Annotated in this window: 16 protein-coding genes; 7 read left to right on the top strand and 9 right to left on the bottom strand. The window is 43.1% G+C overall.

Annotation, left to right across the window (positions count from 1 at the left end):
* Positions 1–16 precede the first annotated feature (16 nt).
* Complete coding sequence (locus FSB76_RS31175) at positions 17–1,093, top strand: glycoside hydrolase family 2 TIM barrel-domain containing protein (protein WP_225976363.1); 1,077 nt, start codon at positions 17–19, stop codon at positions 1,091–1,093.
* A gap of 130 nt (positions 1,094–1,223) precedes the next feature.
* On the opposite strand, the gene FSB76_RS31170 is transcribed toward FSB76_RS31175, so the two are convergent.
* The 8 genes from FSB76_RS31170 to proB all read right to left on the bottom strand — a co-directional run bounded on the left by FSB76_RS31170 (position 1,224) and on the right by proB (position 15,982).
* Positions 1,224–6,815, bottom strand: a complete 5,592-nt coding sequence (locus FSB76_RS31170; RefSeq protein ID WP_147060529.1) for an alpha-2-macroglobulin family protein — start codon at positions 6,813–6,815, stop codon at positions 1,224–1,226.
* Positions 6,816–7,028: 213 nt separating this feature from the next.
* On the bottom strand, positions 7,029–7,433 hold the full coding sequence (locus FSB76_RS31165; protein WP_147060527.1) for a hypothetical protein: 405 nt from the start codon (positions 7,431–7,433) through the stop codon (positions 7,029–7,031).
* A 187-nt stretch (positions 7,434–7,620) separates the two neighbouring features.
* Positions 7,621–10,014 carry a type I DNA topoisomerase gene (topA, locus tag FSB76_RS31160; RefSeq protein ID WP_147060525.1) on the bottom strand — a complete coding sequence of 798 codons (2,394 nt, stop codon included), beginning with the start codon at positions 10,012–10,014 and terminating at the stop codon, positions 7,621–7,623.
* A gap of 227 nt (positions 10,015–10,241) precedes the next feature.
* Positions 10,242–11,330 carry a tRNA 2-thiouridine(34) synthase MnmA gene (gene mnmA / locus FSB76_RS31155; RefSeq protein WP_147060523.1) on the bottom strand — a complete coding sequence of 363 codons (1,089 nt, stop codon included), beginning with the start codon at positions 11,328–11,330 and terminating at the stop codon, positions 10,242–10,244.
* Positions 11,331–11,601: 271 nt separating this feature from the next.
* Positions 11,602–12,285 carry a TIGR02117 family protein gene (locus tag FSB76_RS31150; RefSeq protein WP_225976362.1) on the bottom strand — a complete coding sequence of 228 codons (684 nt, stop codon included), beginning with the start codon at positions 12,283–12,285 and terminating at the stop codon, positions 11,602–11,604.
* Between the two features lie 1,079 nt (positions 12,286–13,364).
* A complete protein-coding gene (locus FSB76_RS31145; RefSeq protein WP_147060521.1) occupies positions 13,365–13,643 on the bottom strand; it encodes a hypothetical protein in 279 nt (92 codons plus the stop codon).
* A 9-nt stretch (positions 13,644–13,652) separates the two neighbouring features.
* The gene (locus FSB76_RS31140; RefSeq protein WP_147060519.1) at positions 13,653–14,900 is read right to left on the bottom strand and encodes a glutamate-5-semialdehyde dehydrogenase; all 1,248 of its coding nucleotides are present in this window, start codon (positions 14,898–14,900) and stop codon (positions 13,653–13,655) included.
* A gap of 2 nt (positions 14,901–14,902) precedes the next feature.
* Positions 14,903–15,982, bottom strand: coding sequence for a glutamate 5-kinase (gene proB / locus FSB76_RS31135; RefSeq protein WP_147060517.1), 1,080 nt, complete (start codon positions 15,980–15,982; stop codon positions 14,903–14,905).
* 307 nt (positions 15,983–16,289) lie between these two features.
* Here proB and FSB76_RS31130 point away from each other — a divergent pair, with 307 nt between their 5' ends.
* Positions 16,290–19,232, top strand: coding sequence for a TonB-dependent receptor (locus FSB76_RS31130; protein ID WP_192910112.1), 2,943 nt, complete (start codon positions 16,290–16,292; stop codon positions 19,230–19,232).
* A gap of 80 nt (positions 19,233–19,312) precedes the next feature.
* Here FSB76_RS31130 and FSB76_RS31125 read toward each other — a convergent pair whose 3' ends face one another.
* Complete coding sequence (locus FSB76_RS31125) at positions 19,313–19,726, bottom strand: Ohr family peroxiredoxin (RefSeq protein WP_147060515.1); 414 nt, start codon at positions 19,724–19,726, stop codon at positions 19,313–19,315.
* Between the two features lie 214 nt (positions 19,727–19,940).
* Between FSB76_RS31125 and FSB76_RS31120 the strand changes: the two genes are divergently transcribed.
* The 5 genes from FSB76_RS31120 (at position 19,941) to FSB76_RS31100 (ending at position 25,629) form a co-directional block, all read left to right on the top strand.
* Positions 19,941–21,197, top strand: a complete 1,257-nt coding sequence (locus FSB76_RS31120) for a putative DNA modification/repair radical SAM protein (RefSeq protein ID WP_147060513.1) — start codon at positions 19,941–19,943, stop codon at positions 21,195–21,197.
* A 2-nt stretch (positions 21,198–21,199) separates the two neighbouring features.
* Positions 21,200–21,958 carry a TIGR03915 family putative DNA repair protein gene (locus FSB76_RS31115; RefSeq protein WP_147060511.1) on the top strand — a complete coding sequence of 253 codons (759 nt, stop codon included), beginning with the start codon at positions 21,200–21,202 and terminating at the stop codon, positions 21,956–21,958.
* A gap of 654 nt (positions 21,959–22,612) precedes the next feature.
* The gene (locus FSB76_RS31110) at positions 22,613–23,956 is read left to right on the top strand and encodes a PhoH family protein (protein ID WP_147060509.1); all 1,344 of its coding nucleotides are present in this window, start codon (positions 22,613–22,615) and stop codon (positions 23,954–23,956) included.
* A gap of 169 nt (positions 23,957–24,125) precedes the next feature.
* Positions 24,126–24,788: an MBL fold metallo-hydrolase gene (locus tag FSB76_RS31105; protein ID WP_147060507.1), complete on the top strand. Its 663-nt coding sequence runs from the start codon at positions 24,126–24,128 to the stop codon at positions 24,786–24,788.
* Positions 24,789–24,996: 208 nt separating this feature from the next.
* The gene (locus FSB76_RS31100) at positions 24,997–25,629 is read left to right on the top strand and encodes an HAD family hydrolase (RefSeq protein WP_147060505.1); all 633 of its coding nucleotides are present in this window, start codon (positions 24,997–24,999) and stop codon (positions 25,627–25,629) included.
* Positions 25,630–25,632: the final 3 nt, after the last annotated feature.

Here is a 25,632-nt window from a genome sequence, read left to right as displayed (position 1 = left end):
TTTTAAACACTTATACATGCAAACTAAACTAAAAGTATTGGCCATCGCTTTAATAATGCCATTGAGCATGAGGCTATCGGCCCAGCAAAAAGCAACAGCACCTGTTTGGAGTCCGCAAAAAGCCAACGCCTGGTACGCCAAAAACCAATGGCTTGTTGGCAGCGATTTTATAACCAGCAACGCCATTAACCAATTGGAAATGTGGCAGGCCGATACCTTCGACCCGAAGACTATTGATAAGGAACTGGGCTATGCCCAGGGAATTGGCATGAATGTAATGCGTGTGTTTTTACATCACCTTGCCTGGCAACAAGACCCAGCCGGTTTTAAAAAACGGGTGGACGAGTACCTGGCCATATCCAGCAAACACGGCATTAAAACCATGTTTGTATTTTTTGACGATTGCTGGAACAAAGTACCCAAAGCAGGTAAACAGCCCGAGCCAAAACCTGGCATCCACAATTCGGGTTGGGCGCAGGACCCCGGCCAGCCGGCATCCGAAGAGATGGCCAATTCGCCGGTGTTGGAAAAATATGTGAAGGACGTATTAACCACTTTTAAGGCAGACAAGCGCATATTGCTTTGGGATTTATATAACGAGCCAGGCAACTCCGGTAAAGAGAACAAAAGTTTACCATTGCTTAAAAACGTATTTAAATGGGCCCGCCAGGTAAACCCAAGCCAGCCGGTAAGCGCAGGTGTATGGTCATGGGGATTAGAGGACTTAAACAAGTTCCAAATAGCTAATTCGGATGTAACTACTTATCACGATTATTCGCCGGTTGATGATCACCTGAAAACAGTGCAATTTCTGAAAATGATTGGCCGCCCGTTAATATGTACCGAATATATGGCCCGTCCGCGTAACAGCACATTTGCAACCGTATTGCCTATGCTGAAAAAAGAAAATGTTGGCGCCATAAACTGGGGCTTTGTAACCGGCAAAACCAATACCATTTACGCCTGGGATACCCCAATGCCCGATGGCGCGGAACCAAAACTATGGTTCCACGATATTTTTCACAAAGATGGCACGCCATATAAAACTGAAGAAACAGAACTGATTAAAAGCCTGACAGGACGGGGGAAATAGATTTCAGATGTGCAGATTAGGGGAGTGCCCGTGACATGTTTGTAAACCTCAAACTTACAAAGTTTTTAAAACTTCGTAAGTTTGGGGTTTACTTGTCAATTTAGTGTCGGTTTTTTGTTTCACCACCGTTCTACTTTGTCACATCAACCCACTGACCCTTAATCAAACTGTTAATCGAGCTGTTGTACATTGCCTCGCAATAAACGGCAGGCAGGTAATAGTGCCCCGCATAGGCAGCATTCAGCATTACGTAGTAAGTAACCTCGCGGCCCTCCGGCAGGCTGAAATAAGTATTCACCCGGTCGTCACGGATATCGCGGTAATCAGATGGGGATGATTTAAAGGCCTCATCGTTGTTCATCATTCTGCTATTCAGAATTTCCCAGCCCGAAGGGAAGATCTGGGTTAGCGCCAAATTATCATACCGGCCGCGTTTGCCCGGGTTTTTGATGTTTACCTGGGCCACAAAATCGGTACCCTGCCTTAATGATGATGGGTCTATCTGCTTACCGGATAAGGTAAAGTAACCTACGCGCATCTGCAGTACCCTTGGGTCGATAAAGGTTTTTACATCAAGGCCCGATGATGGCTGTCCTTTTTGTATCAACCTTACATACAACCTGTTGTTGCCGTTATTTTTAAGGCTTACTTTGCCACCACCTGCGGCTAAAACGTTTTGCCAGATATACGATTGCGAGTTAACAGCCCCCCCCTGGAAGCTGAATGTCATTTTACCTGACGATTTGTTTTGCCCGCAATATTGCGCAATGGCTATGAGCGAGTAGGCGGTTGTTTGGGTGCTGTACCAGTCATCCTGCGATAACTTTGCAGCCACAGTTCTTAACTGTGCCGCGGCGCGTGCCTGCTGGCCAAGTAAGGTTAATGTTTCCAGTATCATGGCCTCATCCCTTAAGTCGGACCCATAGGTGCCAAACATGGTATAATAGGGCTTAATAACGGTTGGCAAGCCTGCAATCATCCGTAAACCAATCTCAGGCTGTCCCGCCAGCTTATAGGCCGCTGCCAGCCTCCATTTGGCTTCAATGCTTAAGTATTTAAATTCGCGCAGGCGGTTCATGGCACCCAACTCGGGCGAACGGGCGAGGGCCAGCAGGTACAGACGGTAGGCCTGGTTCAGGTCGTCGCCATAAAAACTGCGGCTATCCGGCGACCAGCTTAATGCCTTCTGTTTCTGGAATTTTTTCCATTGTTCCATAAAGCCCAAAGGCATACTATAGCCTTTAGCTTGCGCGGCCAGCATAAAATGCCCCGCGTAATTGGTTCCCCATTCATCGGCGTTGCCTCCATCGGGCCAGTAGCTTAAGCCGCCGCCTTGAACCTGGAAACCATTTAGCCTGGCTATGGTAGCCTTAATATTCCTATCAGATTCGGCTTTTTGCCTTGGCGACAAGTCGAGCAGTTGCCCTAAATACAATTGCGGGAATGCAGCTGATGTGGTTTGCTCCACGCAGCCATGAGGATAATCAATCAGGTAATCCAAACGCTTGCCCAAATTAAGGGGTGGGATGGATGCTATCTCCAGCGTGTTTTTATTGGTACCGCTGATGCCTACAGCCTGGTAGGCTATGTTCCAGGCTTCACCGGCTGCAAGCTCTTTCTCCAATATTCGGGTAACCGGCGGGTTAGGGTTACGTACGTTTAGTTCAACGTCATAAGCAGCTGTTTCTGAACCGCTTTTGGCTACTACTTTCACCTTACCTATCCCTACAAAATCCTTAACGTTTAAATCGAAGGTTACCATCTGATCGCCGGTTTTGGCGAAGGTGAGGGTTTGGGTATTATTACCTTCCAGGTTACTAAAGGCGTTGCTTTGTACCGATACCGTAACCGTTTTAATGTTAGGCTCCATAGCGAAGACAGTAACCGGCAGTTGTACCTTTTCTGATGGCCCCAATACACGCGGCAGGGTGGCCAATATCATCAATGGCTTTTTAACAACAACGGCTTTTTCGGCTATACCGTAAGCGCCATCGTGACCGGCAACAACCATGGCCTTAACCGAGCCCACGTATTGCGGTAGTTTAAAGCCCGTGGTTTGCTTTTCTCCTGCCCCAAGGTGGAACGGCCCCATAAATTTCACAACGGGCTTAAACCGGTTTACAGATACATTTCTGTTGCTGCCCAGGCTACCATCGCCGCCTATGCTCAGTATCCGGTTAAGGCCGCCGCCATAGGCTCCAATCACGTAATCAAACAAATCCCAGGTTTTAACACCCAGCGCTTCTTTGGCGTAAAATGTATTATGCGGATCGGGGAGTTTGTAACTGGTAATATCCAGCAGGCCTTCATCAACAATAGCAATGGTGTAGGTCATCTCCTTGCCGGTAGCTTCCGATACTGTAATGGCCGATTGAGTCTCGGGCCTGATCTTATCGGGCATGGTGATCACCGGTTTTAATATGGTGGCCGGGTTGTTAACGATAAGGGGTATCACCCCGTACATGCGGATTGGCAAATCATTTACCGTTTGCGAATGGTGCTGCAGCATGGTAACATTTACAAAGACATTGGGCGCCATATCGGGTTCAACCGTAAAGCTGTATTGGGTTTGGCCTTTTTTTGTATCAATCCAGGTGGTTTTTAAAATCTTGCTGCCATTTTCAAAGCTGATCAATGCCCGGCCATCTGCTGCGGTAGGGATGGTTAATGTAGCCTGTTCGCCAACGTTATAGGCTTGCTTATCTGATGTAAACGAAAGCATGGCTGCTTCGGTAGGGTTGCTTTGCTGTAACCTTTCCGACCAGTTTGGCCAGTCTACATAAATTATTTTACCGGTGCTATGGCCTGTTTGTTCATCTTTTACCTTGATCAGGTACCGGCCCCAGTCGGCTTTAGGTACACGCAGGGTCCATTTGCCATGGCCATTGGTTAATTGAATACTTTGGGTTTTAATCAGCTTGTTGTATTTACCCTGGGTAAAGTTGGTCATTTCATTGCCGGTTTCGTCCCACCACCAGCGCCATTGTATTTTATACAATTCCAGCTGCACGTTGCGGGTACCTGCAAGGGCGTTTCCGTTTACATCTACATCGGCAATATCAATCTGCTGGTCTTTATCGGTAACCAGCATTCCGGATAGGGCGCTGCCTTCGGGCGTTTTAATACCAACATAGCCGGGGTAAACGTTATATGGCAAACTAACTTGCTGAACGCTGAAGTTGCCTCCCGGTTCAAAAACCTTTACCAAAAAGTTGGCCCTTAGCTGCCCGGGGGCTTGTTTTTCAATATTGATATTGGCATCCACATCGGCATTGCCTTCGGCGCTCAGCTTGCCATCAAAAACGGTTTGCGTTTGCATGTTAAAGGCCAGCGTAGGATCGTCAAAAACATAATCCTTATAATTTTTAAACGTGGTTGTTTGTGCCGATAAAAAAGCATCAACCTTGGCCTTTAAATTTTGAGCAGCCCCGCCAAACAGCCAGCGGGCGGTTAGCTTGCCGTTGGCATTATTGCCCTTGGTTAATTCTTCGGCGCCGCCAAAGGTTAAGCCCAACTTTAAGCGGTTAGGCATAATGGTTTCAACCTTTATTTTCTTTTCAAAAGTAGCCCCGCCAACTTTTACAGTAGCTGTCCAGTTACCGGTAGGTGATGAGGTTTCGGTAGCGGTATGGAAGCTGTAAAAGCCATCAACAGATTTGGTGTTTGTAATCCGTTTATACAATTTATCGTTGGGGTCTTTCAGCTCAAACTCTACCGGGTGGTCGGCTGGTAAGGTTTTTAGCTTATCTTCCAGTATAAAGGTCATGAATATGCTATCACCTGGCCGCCAAACACCACGCTCGCCATAAATAAAGCCTTTAAGCCCGCTTTGTACTTCATCGCCGCCAACGTTAAAGCGGGTAAGTGGGAGGGTATTGCCATCATCAAGTTTTAAATAACCACGCTGGTTTCCTTTTTTTGCCAACAGCAAATAAGGTTTACGCTTTAAGTCGAAACTTGCCAGGCCATCGCTGCCCGAGGTGGTTTTTAGCAACACTTGCTTTTGGTAATCCAGCAGTTGCAGCTCAACGCCATCCATCGGTTTGGCGTTCATGATATCGGTAACCGCAATAAGCATATTGTTATTATTGCCCCGCTTTGCTATCAACCCTATGTTTGATGCAATAATGTTACGGGTAGCCCAGCGGGTTTTGGTGTAGTAGGATGGGGTACAGGCATTATCCTTCTCCTGCCAATCATAACCTTCGGGATAATAGCTGTCGTACCTCGACCAAAAGTCGTTATCCTCGTCATTTACCTTGCCGGCATTATCGCTATAGCTGTAGTCACCGCCGCCATATTCGTCATCATCGGTACCGCTCTTTTTGCCTGCCCCGGCTAAACTGCAATTGTATAAGGAGTATTCCTGCCTGAAACCGATGATAACCCGATAAATTGCTCCTGGTTCGGTGCGGATCATCTGATCAAGATCGAGCATGAAACGGTTTTTCTTGTTCAGATTAAGCCCTTTATCGTTATCAAGCCTGATAGTTTTTTGTAAAATAGGCTTGCCTACCTGGCGCAATTCCTGGCTGCCGTTAAAATCATTGTTTTGAAAATATTGCGGCACATTGCTTTCATATATTTTAATTACCGATACATCAACTGCTTTAAGATTAACGGCCTCAAAAGGCATCATCAGTTTGCCCGAATCGGGGAGGATAACACCCTTGCCCGGTATAGTAACACCGGGCAGCCTGTTCTCAAAAAACACATTAGCTGTATAGGTTTTGGTTATCTTTTTATGCGATATGTTTTCTACCCCTTCATTTACAAAAACACTGTAATCGCCTTCAAGCCTTTCGGGAGCATAAATTTTTACAGTACTGCCCTCAATGGCGTAAGCCGGATCGGTTACATTGTTAATGCCGATAAGGCCTGCCAACTCCTGCCCAACCACAATGGCATCTGAAAACTGCACCAGAACATATTGGTCATTATCCTGTATTGCACGAACGTTCAGCACCTTAAAATCACCTATGGCAGGCACATCAAAATGCTGCTCGCCTTTTTTATCAACGTTGATGCTGCTACCGTCCCAATTTATGGTTAGCGCTGCAACTTCGCCCTTTTGCCGTTTTAAGCCGGTTATTTTAAAAGTGTGGGTTTTTGCCACTGTGTTGTGCTCCCAGCTTATCTTCACCGGCAGCATATAATTTACGGTAATTACTTTTTCAATAAGGGCAGGATCCTCGGTATCGGCCGTTTGTACCGATCCTTCCATCTTCATCTCGTCGGTAGATGTACTGGTAGCTGTTTGCAGCCCGTTAAAAGCAACGTTAAAATCGGGCTTAACCACCTGGAAGTTAAATTTAAACCTGTTAAACCTGGAAGGCACGTCAATCAGTTTGCCCAGTTTAAATTCGGCATTGTAGGTTTTATCAGGGTCGAGCTTTTTATCCGGCCGGAATTCAATGGTACGAGAATCTGTCCAGTAGGCTTTGCCTTTTACCGATGGAGAGAAATCAAACAGGTTGTTATCAACCTCCTCGTTTTGCTGATGGGTAATTTGTACGGTGCTGGCCAGGCGAATGGTAATGGGGCTTGTCTTGGAAATTACCCCGGTTGTGTACGACTCGATGTACTTGCTAAAGGCTGGGTCGACCACATTTTTCTTCTGGCCATTAACAATAAGATAAGCGATAATCAGCAGCACAGCAAGCGCGGCGCCGAATGTAATTAAGCTTTTACGTTTGCGGAACCTAGTATATCCGTTCTCCATGGAATAGGTTTATTTATTGCATGAATGTATAAAATTTATAACAACAAATAATTAATTGAGAAATATTTATGTGGTGGGTGGTTGATTAGGTTGGATTGAGTTGATTAAGTTTAGGTAGTTGATTAGGTTGATTGGGGTGAGTAGTTTGTAGCAGAGCAAAAAATTCAACTTTTTTTACGATCAACTTAATCCAACTCAATCAACCACTCACCACTATAATATCATAACACCAGGCTTATTCAGTACCGGAAGTTTGATGAAATTCATCTCTACGATGCTTTCAGGCAGGAAAATGAACTTTTTATCGTAAATGTTACTGCCGATATAATAGCTTAGCCAATATTCATTATTCAGGCCGAAAGTTTGCTCGTCAATTGGTTCAATAAGTTTGTAGCCTTTGCTGTCAACCACCGGGATCATATGGCGTAAAACGGAGGTTTTTACCTGCTCGCCATTTTTTTCGCCATAACCCTTTGAGGTGATCAGTACGTTCTCGATAGGCTCATTTTTAAGGTTGATGAGGTACACATACCAAATTTTGCTCTCCACACTTTCGCGCTCCAAAGCTACCGCTATGGCTATATCTTTAACGTTATTTTCGGGGAGGTCTTTGATCATTTTGTTGATTAAGTTAAGTGGTTGATTAGGTTGATTGGGGGGGATTAGTTAAGTGGTTGATTAGGTTGATTGAGTTAAGTGGTTTGTGGCAGAGAAAAAAATATTTAACTTAATCTACAACTAACTCAATCAACTTAATCCAACTCAATCAACCACTTAACTTAATCCAACTCAATCAACCAATTACTTACTTCTTCTTAGCCGGCGCTTTTTTCTTGGCGGGGGCTTTTTTGGCCGCAGGTTTTGCGGCTGCTACCGTTTTACCAAAGCGGCCTTTTTTTGCATCCTTAGGCATGGCATCAGCCAGGGCTTTACACTCTTCATAAGTTAAGGTCAAGGGGTCTTTATCCTTGGGTATCTTAACGTTAAGTTTGCCAAATTCAATATATGGCCCCCAGCGGCCGTTTAATACTTTTACTTCCGGGTCTTCGTCAAACGCTTTAATCAGCTTTTCGGCATCTTTCTTACGTTTTTCGTTAATCAACTCAATCGCTTTTTCTTCGGTAACATCATGAGGATCGATATCTTTTGGTAACGAAACAAACGCGCTGTTATGGCTAATGTACGGCCCGAAACGGCCAATAGCCACTTTCATTACCTTACCTTCATATTCACCAACAACTTTGGGCAGCTTAAATAATTCCAGCGCTTCATCAATAGTTATGGTTTCTATGCTCTGGCCGGCCCTTAAACTCGCGTATAACGGCTTTTCTTCGTTCTCTTCGGTAGCACTTTCACCAACCTGTACAAAAGGGCCGTAGCGACCAATACGTACAGATATTTTTTTGCCATTTTCAGGGTGCACACCCAATTCACGTTCGCCGGTTGCTTTATCAGCCGTTTCAATAGTGCTTTGTACGCCTTTATGGAAAGGGTTATAAAAATCGTGCAACATTGCTGTCCAGTCTTTTAAACCCTGAGCTATTTCGTCAAATTGTTTTTCAACGCTGGCGGTAAAGTTAAAATCAACAATTTCTTTAAAGTATTGTACCAAAAAGTCATTTACAACTGCGCCAATATCGGTAGGGAATAGCTTGCCGCGCTCGGCACCGGTATTCTCAGTTTTTTGTTCCTTAACAATCTGGCCATCTTTCAGCACCATTACTCTGAAATTGCGCACTTTACCTTCGCGCTCTTCCTTAACTACATAACCGCGATTTTGGATGGTAGATATAGTAGGGGCATAGGTAGATGGACGGCCGATACCTAACTCCTCTAACTTTTTCACCAGGCTGGCCTCAGTATACCTTGCCGGCGGACGCGAGAAGCGTTCTGTTGCCGACATTTCCTGTAGTGCCAAACGCTGGCCTCGGGTTAAAGGCGGCAGCATAGCGTTTTCACCATCCTGCTGCGGTTCATCCTCGTCATCGCTTGATTCAAGGTAAACTTTCAGGAAACCATCAAACTTCATCACCTCGCCATTGGCTGTTAAATCCTCTTTACGGGTTGATATACTGATTTTTGCAGTGGTTTTCTCAAACTGCGCTTCACTCATTTGCGAGGCTATGGCCCGTTTCCATATCAGTTCATACAGGCGTTTCTCGTTCGATTCGCCGTTGATGGTATGATTGTTAAAATAGGTTGGCCTGATGGCTTCGTGAGCTTCCTGCGCGCTTGCGTTTTTGGTTTTATATTTTCTTAGCTGATGGTATTTTTCGCCATAAGCCGATACGATTTCGCTTTGTGCAGCATTTAACGCGGTATCTGATAAGTTTACCGAGTCGGTACGCATATAGGTAATATACCCGGCCTCGTACAAACGTTGCGCTACCTGCATGGTGCGTGCTACCGAGTAGCCCAGCTTCCTGCTGGCTTCCTGTTGTAGGGTAGATGTAGTAAATGGTGCAGCCGGCGAGCGTTTGGCTGGTTTGGTTTCCAGTGAGCGTACGTCAAAATCGGCACCGATACAATCCTGTAAAAACTTCTCGGCATCTTCAGGTTTGGCATAACGTTCGGCCAGCTCGGCTTTAAAAGCATCTTTACCCTTACCAAATATGGCTACTATTTTAAAAGCAGCTTCGGCAGTAAATTTATTTACTTCGCGTTCCCTGTCAACAATCAACCGTACTGCTACTGATTGTACACGGCCTGCAGAAAGGGATGGTTTAACCTTTTTCCATAAAACAGGCGAAAGTTCAAAACCCACCAACCTGTCTAATACACGGCGTGCCTGCTGTGCATTCACCAAATTGTAGTCAATTTTACGCGGCGTATCAATTGCCTTTAAAATGGCAGGTTTGGTTATTTCGTGAAAAACGATGCGTTTGGTGGTAGCATCTTTCAATCCTAAAGTATCAAATAAGTGCCATGATATGGCTTCTCCCTCGCGGTCCTCATCAGATGCCAGCCAAACCATCTCTGCTTCTTTAGCTAATTTCTTCAATTCGCTCACTACCTGTTTTTTATCGGCAGGTACCTCATATTTTTGAGCGAAGTTGTTACCTATATCTATCGCATCTTCAGACTTTACCAAATCGCGGATATGCCCGTAGCTCGACTTCACAATAAAGTCTTTCCCAAGGTAACCCTCGATGGTTTTGGCTTTCGCCGGAGATTCAACTATCAGTAAATTTTTGGCCATTTAAGCAGTTATTTTTTGCAAATAAAACATAAAGAAAGCGAAACGCCAATTAGTTTTGCTAAAAACGTTGGAATATTAGCTGTGAAGATTGTACGAATGCCTCAATTTTGAAAAGCTGTAGTATTGTTTCAAGAGCGATTTTAAAGGCTGTTTTTTTGATGTTTTGATCCTGTTACGTGCCCGGTTAAACCCTGTCGGTTTTACACTATTTGACCCTCAAAATAAAACTACATTAAAAATCCGCCGCCCAAAAGGTCGCTGCCTTCATAAAAAACTGCCGATTGCCCGGGCGCGATACCAGATACATTATGATGAAAATCAACCTTCATGTGTTCGCCCATTTGTACAATGCTGCTGGTGGTACCGGCATCTTTATAACGTATTTTGGTAATAGCCTCGATAGGCTCGGTAATGCTGGCGTATTTTACCAGGTTTAGGTTTTTAACCCAGGCCTGTTTGCGTTCCAATTCATCGGCTGTACCTAATACTACCGTATTAGAGTTGGGGTCAATACTGGTTACAAACATAGGTTGCCCCAGGGCAATGCCTAATCCTTTACGCTGACCAATGGTATAGAAGGGATAACCCTGGTGTTTGCCCACTATGGTGCCGTTTGCAAGCACAAAGTTGCCGCCCGCAACACGTTCCTCCAAATCTTCAACTTTATGCCTTAAAAACGACCTGTAATCGTTATCGGGCACAAAGCAAATCTCGTAGCTTTCACTTTTACCGGCAAGCTCAATCTGTCCCATATCCATAGCCATTTGCCTGATCTCGGGCTTTGAAAAACTGCCTAAGGGGAACTTGGTACGCGCCAGGTTTTTTTGAGATACACCCCAAAGCACGTATGACTGATCTTTATTTTCGTCTTTACCTTTTGAAATTACATAACGGCCATTATCCTGTAAACGGATATTGGCGTAATGCCCTGTTGCTATAAATTCGCAATCCAGTTTATCGGCGCGTTTTAATAAAGCTTCCCATTTAATGTGGGTATTGCATAACACACATGGGTTTGGTGTGCGACCGGCCAGGTACTCGTCAACAAAGTTATCAATAACAAAATCGCCAAACTCGTTGCGGATATCCAGGATATAATGCGGGAAACCATAGCCAACAGCCAAAGCGCGGGCATCATTAATGCTATCCAGGCTACAACAGCCTGTTTCTTTGGAACTTCCGCCAGACGAAGCATAGTCCCAGGTTTTCATGGTGAGCCCAATAACTTCATAGCCCTGCTCATGCAGCATAACTGCTGCTACCGAACTATCAACGCCACCGCTCATTGCCACTAAGATCCTGCCATGCTTACTCATAATGGGCGCAAAGATACGCTTTTGTGTTTTATGTTGATATAGGGATTAGGTCAGGCGAGGGCAATAATTTAGTTTATTGGTTCACTGGTTCATTAGTCTTGTCTGTTGGATTACCAGACAGGGCCGATGAACTTTTTTATTGTAGTTTAAAGCTTTTACCCGGCATGCCCGCTATGCCCGCGTTCCAATGAACCAATGAACCAATGAACCAATGAACCAATGAACCAATGAACCAATGAACCAATGAACCAATGAACCAATGACCAATGAACTATTTATAATGATAAAATATCCCCCTGTCAAACGGTGTCCACATGCAGGCGGTTTGGCCGCAGGCTTTAAGGGCGTTGTTGGCCCAGGTGTTGCAGGTGTAAAACATGTTGTACTTGCGGTTGGCCTCGTAAAAAGCATCGCTTGTGCCATAGTTGGCATTTGTTTTTATGTTGATGACATTACCGGCGCTGTCTCTTTTAAAACTGTCGTTAACAAAGGCGATCAGTCTTTTGTACTGCTCATTACTAATCATAATCTTTTTGCAATTGTTATTCTCTTGCATTGCCTGGTAGTAGGTAGCGTGAATGGCCGATGTGCTTAACGCAAAAGCAGCCCTAAACGCCGTGCTAAACTTTAGCTGCGACCAGGTAGGGGTGTTGAGGTAGAATCCCTTATCGCCCCAGCCTACCGCCAGGTATTTTGCCGTGGTATCGCGGCCTGTTGTGTTTTGATACGGCATCTCTTTGCTCCAATCTGTTACCTGGCTTTTTACCGGAACCACAATATCGGTATGGTCGCCATTGGTGAGAATGTATATGGTCACATCGGCCGAAGTGCCGGATTGTTTTTTAACAGTCCATATCGAAAGTAAAAAAGCCGCCAGCAGGAAGAGCGCGACAAATGCTACAATGCCCAATACGGTTCTTAAAATTATTTTAAAGATTTTTTTAATGATCATCATAGCTCGCGATTGAGGTTTGGTTTGGTGTTAATACAATAAAAAGCACAAGGTAAGCTTATCTTGACACTTATCCAGTTTTCCGGGTCGCTATTGAGCAATCAATGTGCCCGATTTGCCATTGCAATATTCATAATCATCTTTTTATTTTCGTTAATTATTGGTTAAATTATATTGATAATAAGTGTTTTATTTATTTTATATAAAGAAGTTATTTATATAGAAAGAGCTGAAATATTTTTAATATGAAAATTGCTCTCAACATAAAAGCCCGTTGAATAAACAACAGGCTTTTGCTTTTTGGGTTAATGTGGGCGTATTAGCCAACAGTCGTCAGGCCAATTTAAGGTTAGCCTTTTTTGTTAAGCCATTGCTTTATACGCGAGTTAAGCAGTATACCTGCAATAGTACAGGCCACTAAAAGGTATACGATCATGATGTGCTTTGGCATTTTGGTTTGGTTTATAATCTGCGATAAATGTAACAGGAATGATACATTTATCGCAAGTGTTTATGAAAATAAATATTTAACCAAATGAGAAAAAAAGTCAGATAACAATAGTCGGAACACGCCAATGATATCAGGTGCTTTTAATCTTATGGTGTATTGTTTTTTAATGCAAAATTTACGTCGATATTAAATGGACAAAATAAATGCGTAAAAAAACATTTTTATAGCTAAAAAACGCCCGTTTAACGTAGTGTTACACTAACACTATTTCAATGTTAAAACACATTTGTTGCTATTTTTCTAATGAATAAATGTGGAGTTGACGATTCTAAAAGTTTTATAACTATTTATTAAAATAAACGTAAAAATGAAAATACCTATTGTAACATTCAGATTACAATATAAATTTGCTTTACCCTAATTAATTTAAAATGATAAGCCAATTAACGTTAGAACAAAAGCTTCAAGGAGTGATCTTAATGATCATTTGCTTTATTGCCGTAGCGAACTATTTGATTAAGTGAGAGCCGACAGCAGAGAAGAGAAAAAATTAAGGTGCCTTCTTGAGGGCACCTTTTTTTGTGGAATAAACTTTAGCTGGGTTTAAACTAATTCAAAGCCGGTGTTATCCTTATTTATCGGTTTTTATAATATTGATACCTGCAAATCCCTTTTTGGTGCGGGCGTTAAAATACCAGACATTTTGCATTCCTGTAATTTGGATTGCCTTATCATCATCAGAAAATCCGAGTTTAATAATTTTTCTTTTATCAGATTTTGAGAAGCCTTTAATCTCGCTGGTTTCTAAATTTTCAATCCAGCGTATCATTGCTTCCTGTTCATCGGCGGCTTCGGCTTGCGAAATGTAGGTTCCGCCTTTATAATCCATTATAAAAGTATACAGGTGCATTTTGTGTAGTTAAGGATTCCTGGTTTGGCCGTTGCCTTTAACAATCCATTTGTAACTGGTAAGCTCCTCAAGGCCCATGGGGCCCCGTGCATGGAGTTTTTGGGTGCTGATGCCAATCTCGGCACCCAAGCCAAATTGCGCGCCGTCAGTAAAGGCTGTGGATGCATTAGCGTAAACTGCTGCAGCATCAACATCATTTAAAAAAGTGGCAATATTTTCGGCATCCTCGGATATAATAGCCTCGCTGTGTTTAGAGCTATTGATGGCAATATATTCAAGAGCGGCCTCAAAACTTTCAACCGTTTTAATAGCCATTTTCATCGATAAAAATTCGGTACCAAAATGCTCGGGCTGTGCTTTATGCAATAAAGCGCCGGGATAAGTTTTTTTTAACTCCTCGTAAGCCCGTTCATCGGCAAATAACTCAACTTCTTTCTCTCCAAGAATGTGACTTAACCTGGGAAGGTCACTCAGCCTTTCAGCATGAATAATCAGGCAATCAAGTGCATTACACACACTTACCCTGCGGGTTTTGGCATTGGCAATAATCTCGGCACCTTTTTCCAGATCGCCTGTTAAATCAAAGTAGGTATGAACAATACCGGCCCCGGTTTCAATAACCGGTACTTTACTGTTATCCCTTACAAAATCAATAAGCGACTGGCTGCCGCGTGGTATCAGTACATCAACATACCCAATAGCATTTAATAAAGCAGCTGTGGCCTCGCGCTCTGCAGGTAAAAGGGTTGCAACATGGGTATCAATGTGGTGCTTATTTAACACTTTATGAATTACACTGATAATAGCCCGGTTAGAATGGTCGGCATCGCTGCCGCCTTTTAAAATGCTGATGTTGCCGGTTTTAAAGCAAAGGGCGAATACATCAAAAGTAACATTAGGCCTGGCTTCATAAATTACACCAACAACACCCAATGGTACACGCACCTTTGAAATAGACAGACCATTGGGCATCTGCGCTTCTGAAAGTTGCTTGCCTAAGGGGCTATCCAAGCCTGCAACACTGATCATATCGGCAGCGATGGCTTCAATGCGGGCTGCTGTCAGTTTCAGACGGTCATATTTAGGATCTTTCGGATCCATCAGGTCAAGATCTTTCTGATTTTCGGCCAGTATAACGGCTGTTTGGGCGATGGCTTCGGCAGCCACATCCAATAAAACCTGGTTAATAAGCGCAGGGGCGAGGGCAGGCTTGCGGCCAGCCGCCCGGGCATCGTCGAAATATTTATTATAACTCATTGCTAACCTTGTAAGTAAAGATAATCGTAATGCACCAGGGGTTTTTGGTTTTTTTGCCCGATGCGCTCTTTGGCCTTGTCCGATCCGTATTCGGCAATACCCAGGCCTATCAGCTTTTGGTTTTCATCCATCAGTTTGATGATGTCGCCTTTTTTAAAGTCAGTTAATACCTCCACTATTCCAATAGGTAATAAGCTTGTTGCTTTGTTGGATATGAGTGCAGCTTTAGCGCCTGCATTAACCAACACGGCCCCTGTGGCCGATTTTTCGGAATGGGCTATCCATTTCTTTTTGCCCGATGCTGTTTTATTGGGGATAAACCGGGTATGGGTAACGCTATTCTCCAATACATCCGTCAGGATGTTATCCCGCTTGCCATTGGCGATATGCACAGCTATCCCCAGTTGCGCTGTTTTTTGCGACATGGTCGACTTGGTGATCATTCCCCCGCGGCCAAATTGCGATTTGCCCGATGAAACAAACGCTGCAAAATCAACTACCGATCCTGCTACTTCTTCAATTACAGCCGAGCCCGGCGCCTTAGGGTCGCCATTATAAATACCATCAACATTGGTTAATACGATTAGCGCCTGTGCGTTTAACATAGATGCAATTAATCCGGCCAGCTCGTCATTATCAGTAAACATCAGCTCGGTAACCGATACCACATCATTTTCGTTCACTACCGGTATAACCTGGTGTTGCAGCAACAAATCAAGGCAGTTTTTCATGTTTAAATAGTGCATTCTGTCCCTGAAATCCTCTTTGGTGACCAATACCTGCGAGCAAAGGATATCAAAACGTTCAAATAACTGCGAATAAGTATTGATAAGTTTTACCTGCCCTATAGAAGCTAAGAGCTGCCGTGCTGCAATGGCATCGTATTTTTCGGATATGGTAATCAGGCTCCGGCCCGAAGCAACCGCGCCGGATGATACCAGGATCACTTCTTTTCCTTGTTTTTTAATAGCGGCTATCTGGCCAACCAAATGTTCAATACGCTGCAGATCGGGCAGACCGTTTTCCTGGGTAAAAACATTGGAACCAATTTTGATGATGATGCGCTGATAATTGAAAGACATTATGATTTAGTACGTGTTGAGCCGCCAATATTACAAAATTGGGAGGGAAGAGGGCGGGATTATTTGAAAATATATCCACTAAAATGGTAGATATTATCGAAAAATATGAATTGAGTCTTGACACCGACGAAAAAATTTCTATTTTTGTCGACTAATCCAATAGACTATGTATAATATTTACACTCTTATTACTCCGGCTCATTCAAAAATGCAGTTAAATGTCATGTGTTGCTGTTGATAGGCACAATCTTAATACTATCTACATTCTTAAAACACAAACAGATATTTAATTATACCAATCCTTTTCATGAAAACAATCATAAATTCATTTAGGCTTATAGCACTTTTTGTACTTCTTGTCCCGGCGATAAGCCATGCTCAACTTAATGGCTCTTACATTATTAGCGGTTTTGTGAAAGACGACCATGGTCAACCGTTAATAGGCACAACCGTAAGTATAAAGGGCACAACCAATAGCACCGCATCCGATAGTACCGGTAAATTCTCATTAACCACCAGCGCAAAATTACCTTACACCTTGGTTTTCACCGCATTGGGTTTCCAGCCACAGGAGTTTTTTATTAAAAATGCCAACAGCGCGCTGAACATTCAGCTCAGCAGCCAGTCGTTATTGATTAACGAGGTGGTGGTAACGGCGTCGCGTAAAGAAGAAAAGCTTTTACGTTCGCCGGTTGCTATCGAAAAACTGAGCATCAACGCGCTTAAACAGTCGCCTGGCCCAAGCTTTTACGATGCTTTGGAAAACGTAAAGGGCGTACAGATGACCACCACCAGTTTAACCCTTAAAGTGCCTAATACACGTGGTTTCAATAGCCCAAACAACTTTAGGTTTATGCAGCTGGTTGATGGCGTTGATATGCAATCGGCAACTTTAGGTGTACCATTGGGTAATGCCATTGGCCCAACCGAGCTGGATATTGCCAGTATAGAAATTACTCCAGGCGCGGCAGCAGCGTTGTATGGCACAAACGCTATCAATGGTTTATCAAATTTAATAACCAAAGATCCTTTTAAATACCAGGGCCTGAGCGTTTATCACCGCGAAGGTGTGAACCACGTGGGTAACGACAGGTTAGGTGCAAGCGCACTTAACGAAACCGCTGTACGGTATGCAAAAGCATTCAACGATAAGTTTGCCTTTAAAGTAAACTTTAGCTATATGCAGGGTAAAGATTGGCAGTCTGATACCCGCAACGACCAAAATCCCTATTACCTTAAAACGGCAAATCCCGGCTTCCCGCCTTTAACCGGAACCAGCAATGCTGCTTATGACGGCTGGAACAAATATGGCGATGATGCACTTGCCGGAAGTAACACTGTATCTATAAAGGGCCTTACGGTTGATGGTAAAGCAATGCCAAACCTAACTGTTGCCCGTACAGGATACAATGAGGTTGATTTGGTTGATCCCAAAGTTACCAACCTGAAACTGGATGGTACATTATCATACAAATTAACACCTAATACTATCCTATCTTATACCTACCGTTATGGCAGGCTCGACGGGGTGTTTCAACGCGGTAATAAAATATCGTTACAGGGAGCAACTGTTCAAAACCATAAAGTTGAGTTAAAAGGGAAAGAGTTTTTGGTTCGCGCTTATGAATCGATAGAGAATACCGGCAACTCATTCAACGTAAAACCGCTGGCAGACAACCTGGATTTGAACCATGCCAGTAACTCGGCCTGGGGTACCACCTTTAAAAACGCGTTAAACGCCTACGGATCTGCAAACGGAGGCCTGACATCTGCAAACCTGGCCGCTGCCGAGCAAGCCGCAAGAGCAGCTGCAGATAAGGGCAGGGTAGAACCAGGCACGCCGGAGTTTGATGCTTTAAGAAAAACCATTATCGGCATTAATAACTGGGATATTAAATCAAGCCTGATACCAAACGCGCCTGTAACAGGCGGTGCGGCACTGGTGCAAAAAAGCCACATGTATAATGCGGAAGCGCAATGGGATTTAACAAACCATGTTAAGGTAGTTGACCTGTTGGTTGGCGGCGATGTGCGTGTTTACGCCATTACCCCGGATGGTAACAACTTTGTTGATTTTAGCCGCCCTATTGCCGACAGGAACACGCCTTTGGCCGACGGCAGCTTTGGTAAAGATGTGATCTACAAAAAATATGGCGCATTTACACAGGTAACCAAAACCTTTTTCGACGAAAAATTGAAGTTATTTGGATCGGTTAGATGGGATTATAACCCTTATTTCGACCCTAAATTTACGCCCCGTTTAGCGGCAGTGTACACCCTGAATGAGAACCATAATTTCAGGTTCACTTTCCAGAACGGTTACCGTTTCCCTTCATTATTTGAAGCACTGTCATATGTAAACAACGGGCGTGTTAAACGCGTGGGCAGCTTGCCATTCATAAACGATGGTTTAGGTTATTTGGGCAATAGCTATACGCAAACTTCGGTGGCTAATTTTAACTCGGTTGTTAACGCCGCCGGCGGCACCGACCAGGTTGCCCTGGCCAACAGGAACCTGTTGAAAGTGGCCGATTTGCCACCTGCGCGCCCGGAGCAGATTACTTCATATGAAGTAGGCTACAAAGGAATTGTATTGGATAATAAAGTGTTTATTGATATTGATGCCTACACCAACCGTTACGACGGATTTTTGGGCCAGGTACAGGTATTTGTACCCAATGCCACAACCGTGGGTACAGACGCCGCCGTATTAGCCATGCTTGATATTAACCGCGATCCTACAACAGGCACCTCAAGCAATGCTGCAAGCCAGGGACAAAGCAGGTATCGCGTTTACACCAATGCTAAGAACATTTATCATAACTATGGTTCATCGGCAGGTATCAGCTATAATTTTTATAAAAGATATACTGTATCTGGTAACGTAAGCTTTAATAAATTAAAAGCCCAAACCACATCCGATATTTTTGTTACCGGTTTTAACACACCAGAATGGTCGGGCAACGTATCGTTCGGTAACCGCGAAGTGGCCAAAAATATAGGCTTTAACATCGTTTACAAATGGCAGGAATCATTCTTGTGGGAAAGCCCGCTGGTAACAGGCAACGTGCCTGCAATTGGCACATTTGATGCCCAGGTTACTTACCGTGTTCCGGCTTACTATGCTACATTTAAAGTTGGCGCAACAGATATTTTTAACAAACGTTATTACCAGTACGCAGGCGGCCCAACTATCGGAGGCTTATATTATGTATCGGTTACGCTTGATGGATTGCTTGCCGGTAAATAAGCAACAATCTTAAATATAATAAGCAAAAAGCGGATGAGGGCAACCTCATCCGCTTTTTGCTTTAAAAAATGCCTGCCAAATCAATCGGCTATCACCTTTACTTCAATATTACCCCGTGTTGCTTTTGAATACGGGCAACCCTTGTGTGCGGCATCAGCCAGTTTTTGGGCCACATCCCAATCAATGCCCGGAATATGCACGTGAAGCTCGGCAGATAGCGCGTATGATGATACACCTTCCTTATTAAAAGTAATATGTACATCAACCATAGCCTGGGTAACGTTTACGCCATCCCTGATGCCTACCGAACCAAGCGCGCCTAGGTAACAAGCACCCCATGCGCCGGCAAACAGTAGTTCGGGGTTAGGGTAACCATCTTCGCCTCCCATAGCTGTCGGAGCTTTCAGCTCCATATCTATTACACCGTCTTCAGATTTTATATGGCCATCACGACCGCCTTTTGCTGTTACTACAGCTGTATATACTTTTTCCATGATTCAAAACTCTTTTTAAAACCAACCAAGAACAGCTTGTTATGTTTGTCGAAATTGAGATTAGCCTGGACCGGGCATTTAGCAGATTTATTAAATTTTTGGGGGGGGGTAAAAAAATTGCGGGTAAAATCTCCATAAGCTGCTTTACCAGGATTCAGAAAATAAATCCCCAATTATTTAAAATTGCTAAAATTATTAGTATTTTTGAATTGATATGAATGCAGAAAGGATAACAGAGAAGTTGAATATTTTGGCCGATGCCGCCAAATATGATGTGTCATGCGCCTCGAGCGGCAGCAAGCGTAAAAATGAAAATAAAGGCCTCGGCAATGCCAGCAATGGTATCTGTCATAGTTATACGGAGGATGGGCGATGTGTTTCGTTACTTAAAATTCTGCTTACCAATCACTGCATTTTTGACTGCGCGTATTGCGTGTCACGCAAAAACAACGATATCAAACGGGCCGCATTTACGGTTCAGGAAGTTGTTGACCTTACTATTAATTTTTATCGGCGCAATTATATCGAGGGATTGTTTTTAAGTTCGGGTATTTTTAAAGATGCCGATTATACCATGGAGCGTTTGGTAAGGGTAGCTAAAAAGCTTCGCACCGAAGGTAACTTTAACGGGTACATTCACCTAAAATCAATCCCCGGTGCAAGTGACGAGTTGATGCGCGAGGCCGGTTTGTATGCCGATAGGTTAAGTATAAACCTGGAAATGCCTACCGAGGCCGGATTGAAATTGTTGGCTCCCGAAAAAAACCGGCAGGATATGATAAACCCGATGAATTTCCTGAAAAACGAGATCATCCTGCGGACCGAAGAAAAGAAATTTTTTAAAAAAGCGCCCCTGTTTGCGCCCGCCGGCCAAAGTACCCAGGTAATTATTGGCGCCACTCCCGAAAGTGATCAGCAGGTGTTACAGTCGGCCAGTTATTTTTATAAAAATTTCAACCTGAAACGTGTTTATTATTCGGGTTATGTGCCGGTTTTGGCCGATAAGCGTTTACCCGCCCTGAATACATCGGTGCCCATGGTGCGAGAGAACCGCCTTTACCAGGCCGATTGGCTGATGCGTTTTTATGGTTTTCATGTGAATGAAATAGTAAACACTCAAAATCCCTTGCTCGACCTGGATATCGACCCCAAATTAAGTTGGGCCATCCGTAATATGCAGGCGTTCCCTATCGATATTAATAAAGCTGATGTGCAAATGATTTTACGTGTGCCCGGTATCGGGTTACTATCGGCACAAAAAATAGTAAGCGCACGCAAGTTTGCTAAATTAAGCTGGGAACAATTAAAAAAGATAGGAGTAGCCCTTAATCGCGCCAGGTACTTTATTATTTGCAAGAGTAATGAGTTTGAACGCCGTGACTTAACCGGTAACAACATCAAACAATTTATCCTGGCCGAATCGCAAAGCAAATACATTAAAAACACGCAAACCCAACTTAACCTGTTTTGACGATGTATACACTTGTTTACGATGGAACATTTGAAGGTTTGCTTACTGCCGTATTTGAGATATACGACCGCAAACTGTTTCACGTAAAGCTGATAAAGGGGGAGTGGCGCAGCAGTGCTATGTTTGAAGAAGTGTTACAGGTAATAACAGATGAACGCCGCGCCACCAGGGTGCTGAAAGGGCTGAGAAAAAAACTCTCGGCCGCCGGTATTCAACGCCTGTACATTGCCCATATGGCCGAAATGGACAATGAAGAGAACGCCATTGTTGGGTTTATCCGGTATGTTTTTGATACTGATGTAAACATTGAAGAGGATTATGGCAATAAATACGTGATGCGCTTATCGGAGATTTTGAAGATGGTGAGACGGGAAAAGCATAGGATGGAAGCCTTTATCCGTTTCCGAAAACTGAAGGACGGAATTTATTATGCTGCCGTGGAACCGGATTTTAATGTACTTCCCTTACTTATCAGGCATTTTAAAAACCGATATACCGACCAAAAATGGATTATTTACGATATTAAGCGCCGGTACGGTATTCATTATGATCTTCATGATACGCAGTATATCACCCTTGATTTTTCGGAAGTTAATAAATCTTCGGAGGTAGAGAATATCTTTACTGATGATGAGCAGGTTTATCAGCAACTTTGGAAAAGCTATTTTACCAATGTAAATATTGTAGCCAGGAAAAATACAAAACTTCATTTAAGACACATTCCGAAAAGATATTGGCGGCATTTAACAGAAAAAATTTAACGTTTTAATGATTTTACGCTTTTTACAAATGCGGCAAAGTGACTTTTTGGGCTGTTTTTGTTAATAAGTTTTATGTTGATAACCTGAAGTTTAAAGTAGATTTAACTACTTAAAGTATTAATAATGAGTAATTTGTAATTTATTTATTATTAACATGAATTGTTAATAACATGTATATAACAAATTTATTTTTTACTTGACAAAGGTGCCTTTTAGTCCCTATATTGTAATCATCAAGAACGACGTACTTTGACAACCTTTCAGGAAAACAGAAATTGAATCGGGCGAATCTTCGGAGGAGCTAAAGATCAAAAGAAGTTCACTGAGTCACATGAAAAAATGAAAATTACGAAAGTCTTTGAAAAAAGATTGTGATTAAAGGAGGTACCAGGAACGATGCGGAGCTTTACGGAGAGCCAAAACAGAACTGGGGGATATCGCGGTAGTCGGTAGTTCGCGAGAACGACAGACAAAGGCATATCGGTTAAAGATACACAAAACTTGATGCCACTGGGAAACTACGGTTGAACAGGGGTTTGGAAACGGGAGTTCAAATCGCAAGAGGAGGCTCCCGTTTTCGCTTTTATAAGGTTTTTTTGTTTTCAGAATGTTTTTCATTTTGAACAAAGGTTAAAAAACCTAATTTAGTAGGATATGAATAAGGACGGCCAGCGTAACCAGAAGAAGATATTCGTTTTAGATACCTCCGTGATCCTGTATGATCACAACGCCTTTCAAAATTTCCAGGAGCATGATGTAGCCATACCCATACAGGTATTGGAAGAGCTGGACAATAAAAAAAACGGCAACGATACCCGGAATTTTGAGGCCCGGAGCTTTATCCGCCTGATGGATGACCTTTCAAAAAACAACCTGGTGAACGATTGGGTTCCGCTGAACGGGAAAAGTAAAGGCAGTTTTAAAGTAGCCATGGATATAAAAACCACGGCCAACAACGCCGAAGAAGTTTTTGGATCGGACAAGATAGACCATCGCATATTAAACGTTGCACTGGGTCTGCAGGAAGAATACCCCACTAAAAAAGTGGTTTTGGTATCAAAAGATATCTGCCTCAGGCTTAAAGCAAAATCACTTAACTTACATGCCGAGGACTACGAAACCGGTAAAATTAAAAACCTTGCCGAGCTATACACCGGCAAAACGGATGTAGATAAGGTTACCGAAAAGCTAATCTCCCAGTTCAATAAGCAGGAAAACCTGCCTGCCGAAAGCCTAAACGTACCACAGTATACCAACAATCACTTTTATATACTAAAAGGCAAAAAAAGCGATGTATCTGGTTTTTATAACGCCCAGACCCGGCAGCTGGAAAAAGTTACCGAACAGCCTGTATTCAATATATCGCCCCGAAACATCGAGCAGGCTTTTGCTATACATGCTTTACTGCATCCGGATATTAAACTGGTAACTATACAGGGTAATGCCGGCACAGGTAAAACCCTGCTGGCACTGGCCAGTGCACTGGAGCAGCGCAAATATTACCGCCAGATTTTTGTTACCCGCCCTATAGTACCATTAAGTAATAAAGATATTGGTTTTTTACCGGGAGATATCAAATCAAAGATTGACCCTTATATGGCCCCCATTTGGGATAATCTAAAATTTATTAAAGATCAGTTTGCCGATGACGATAAAATGCAGGCTAAAATTGATGAGCTGGTAAGCAACGATAAAATATCCATAGCCCCGCTGGCTTTTATCCGCGGCCGTACGCTAAGTAAAATCTTCTTTATTGTCGACGAAGCGCAAAACCTTACCCCGCACGAGGTAAAAACCATCATATCCCGCGCAGGCGAAAACAGCAAGTTTGTTTTTACAGGCGATATTTACCAGATTGATACACCTTATCTTGATGCCGAGAGTAATGGCTTATCGTACCTGATTGATAAAGCAAAAGGCCACCCGCTGTACGCCCACATCACCTTGCAAAAAGGGGAACGGAGTGAATTGGCGAATTTGGCGACGGAGTTACTATAAACAAGATTTTGGGATTTGAACACCATTTGATGAGTTTACAGGATTAACAGGATTTTAAGGCATGTTTGGTGCTTTTACTTGTGTAAAAATTATTAAACTTATTGTGCCTGTTGGGTGTATACTATGTTAAAGCTAATCCTGCAAATCGTGTTAATTATTACATCGTGTTATGAAAATCACTAAATACCTCCATTCCTGCCTTGTATTTGAATTGGACGATTATAAGTTATTATTTGATCCTGGTAAATTCTCTTTTGCCGAGGGCGAGGTTACCGCACAAATGTTTGCGGATGTAAAAGCCATTGTGATAACGCATATCCATCCCGATCATTACGACCTGGAAATTTTGAAGAGTATACTGGATTTGCGCGGCGCCATAGTGATAACCAACAGCCAGGTAGGGCACGAGCTGGATAAAGCCGGTATAGTTTACACCCTGTTTGAAGAAGGCACACAAAATTTCGGCCCTTTTATATTGAAAGCTATCCCCGTTACCCATGAGCTAATTATGGACAATCCCTTGCCACAGATGACCGGCTTTATCATCAACGACAAAGTACTGCACCCTGTTGACTCCATGGAAGATAAGCTTTTGGAATATAAAGGAATTGAGTTGTTGCTTATGGTAACCATGGCGCCTTTTGCCAACGAGGTTAGAATTTCGGGTTTTGCCGACAAACTACAGCCAAAACAAATATTGCCGGTTCATGATGGCTATGCTAAAGAATTTTTTATAAAGCAACGCTATGGCGCTTATGTAAAGCATTTTGATAAACATAGCATCAAATTTCATGAAATTTATAGGGTAGGTGATAGTATAACTATCGATTAATGTGTTTTCACGGAGCAGATTTGGTATAAAATAAAAAAGTCCCCGCGTATTACGGCGGAGACCTCTATGGAACCAACCTCCTGCTAAGCTGGCCCACATTCACCTTATCACATTTCAAAAGTGGGGATTAATAATGAAGAAAGTATGAACTTCGTTTTCATACCTAAGCTTAATTTTACATCTTAGCAAAAACCCTTGAAAACTATATATGCAGAAGCCTGATAGCCTCATTTTTGATATGGACGGAACCCTTTGGGATGCCGTTGATACTTATACTACATCATGGAATTTAACCTTTGAAAAACTTGCTATAGATAGAGTAATAAACCGTACCGAACTGCTGGGCCTTATTGGAATGGAGGGAAGTAAGCTAACCAAGGCCATACTGCCTGATTTTGAAGATAATATAGCGCAGGGAATATACATGGATGTAAACGAAACCAGGAGGCAGATATTACCACAAAGTGGCGGCAATATGTACGAAGGCGTTATAGATGGGTTAAAATTATTGGCAACAAAATATAAAATTTTTGTGCTGAGTAACTGTGCTGTCGGCATTATCCCGCTTTTTATATCATGGGCAAACATTGGCGATTATGTTACCGATTATATAGCCTACGGCGAAAACAACATGCCCAAACACTATAATATGCATTTGCTGATTGAAAAACATGGGCTTAAAGCACCGGTATATGTGGGCGATACACAAGGTGACGCGGAGCAGACACGCATGGCCGGTATACCTTTTATATTTGTGAGCTACGGATTTGGAAAAACTAACGACTATGAACATAAGTTTAATGATTTTCCTTCGTTAACATCCTATTATATGGGTTTGTAAATA

This window comes from Mucilaginibacter ginsenosidivorax (assembly GCF_007971525.1).
Taxonomy (GTDB): domain Bacteria; phylum Bacteroidota; class Bacteroidia; order Sphingobacteriales; family Sphingobacteriaceae; genus Mucilaginibacter; species Mucilaginibacter ginsenosidivorax.
Note: the sequence above shows the minus strand (reverse complement) of the source record. Positions and strands in the feature narration are given on the sequence as shown.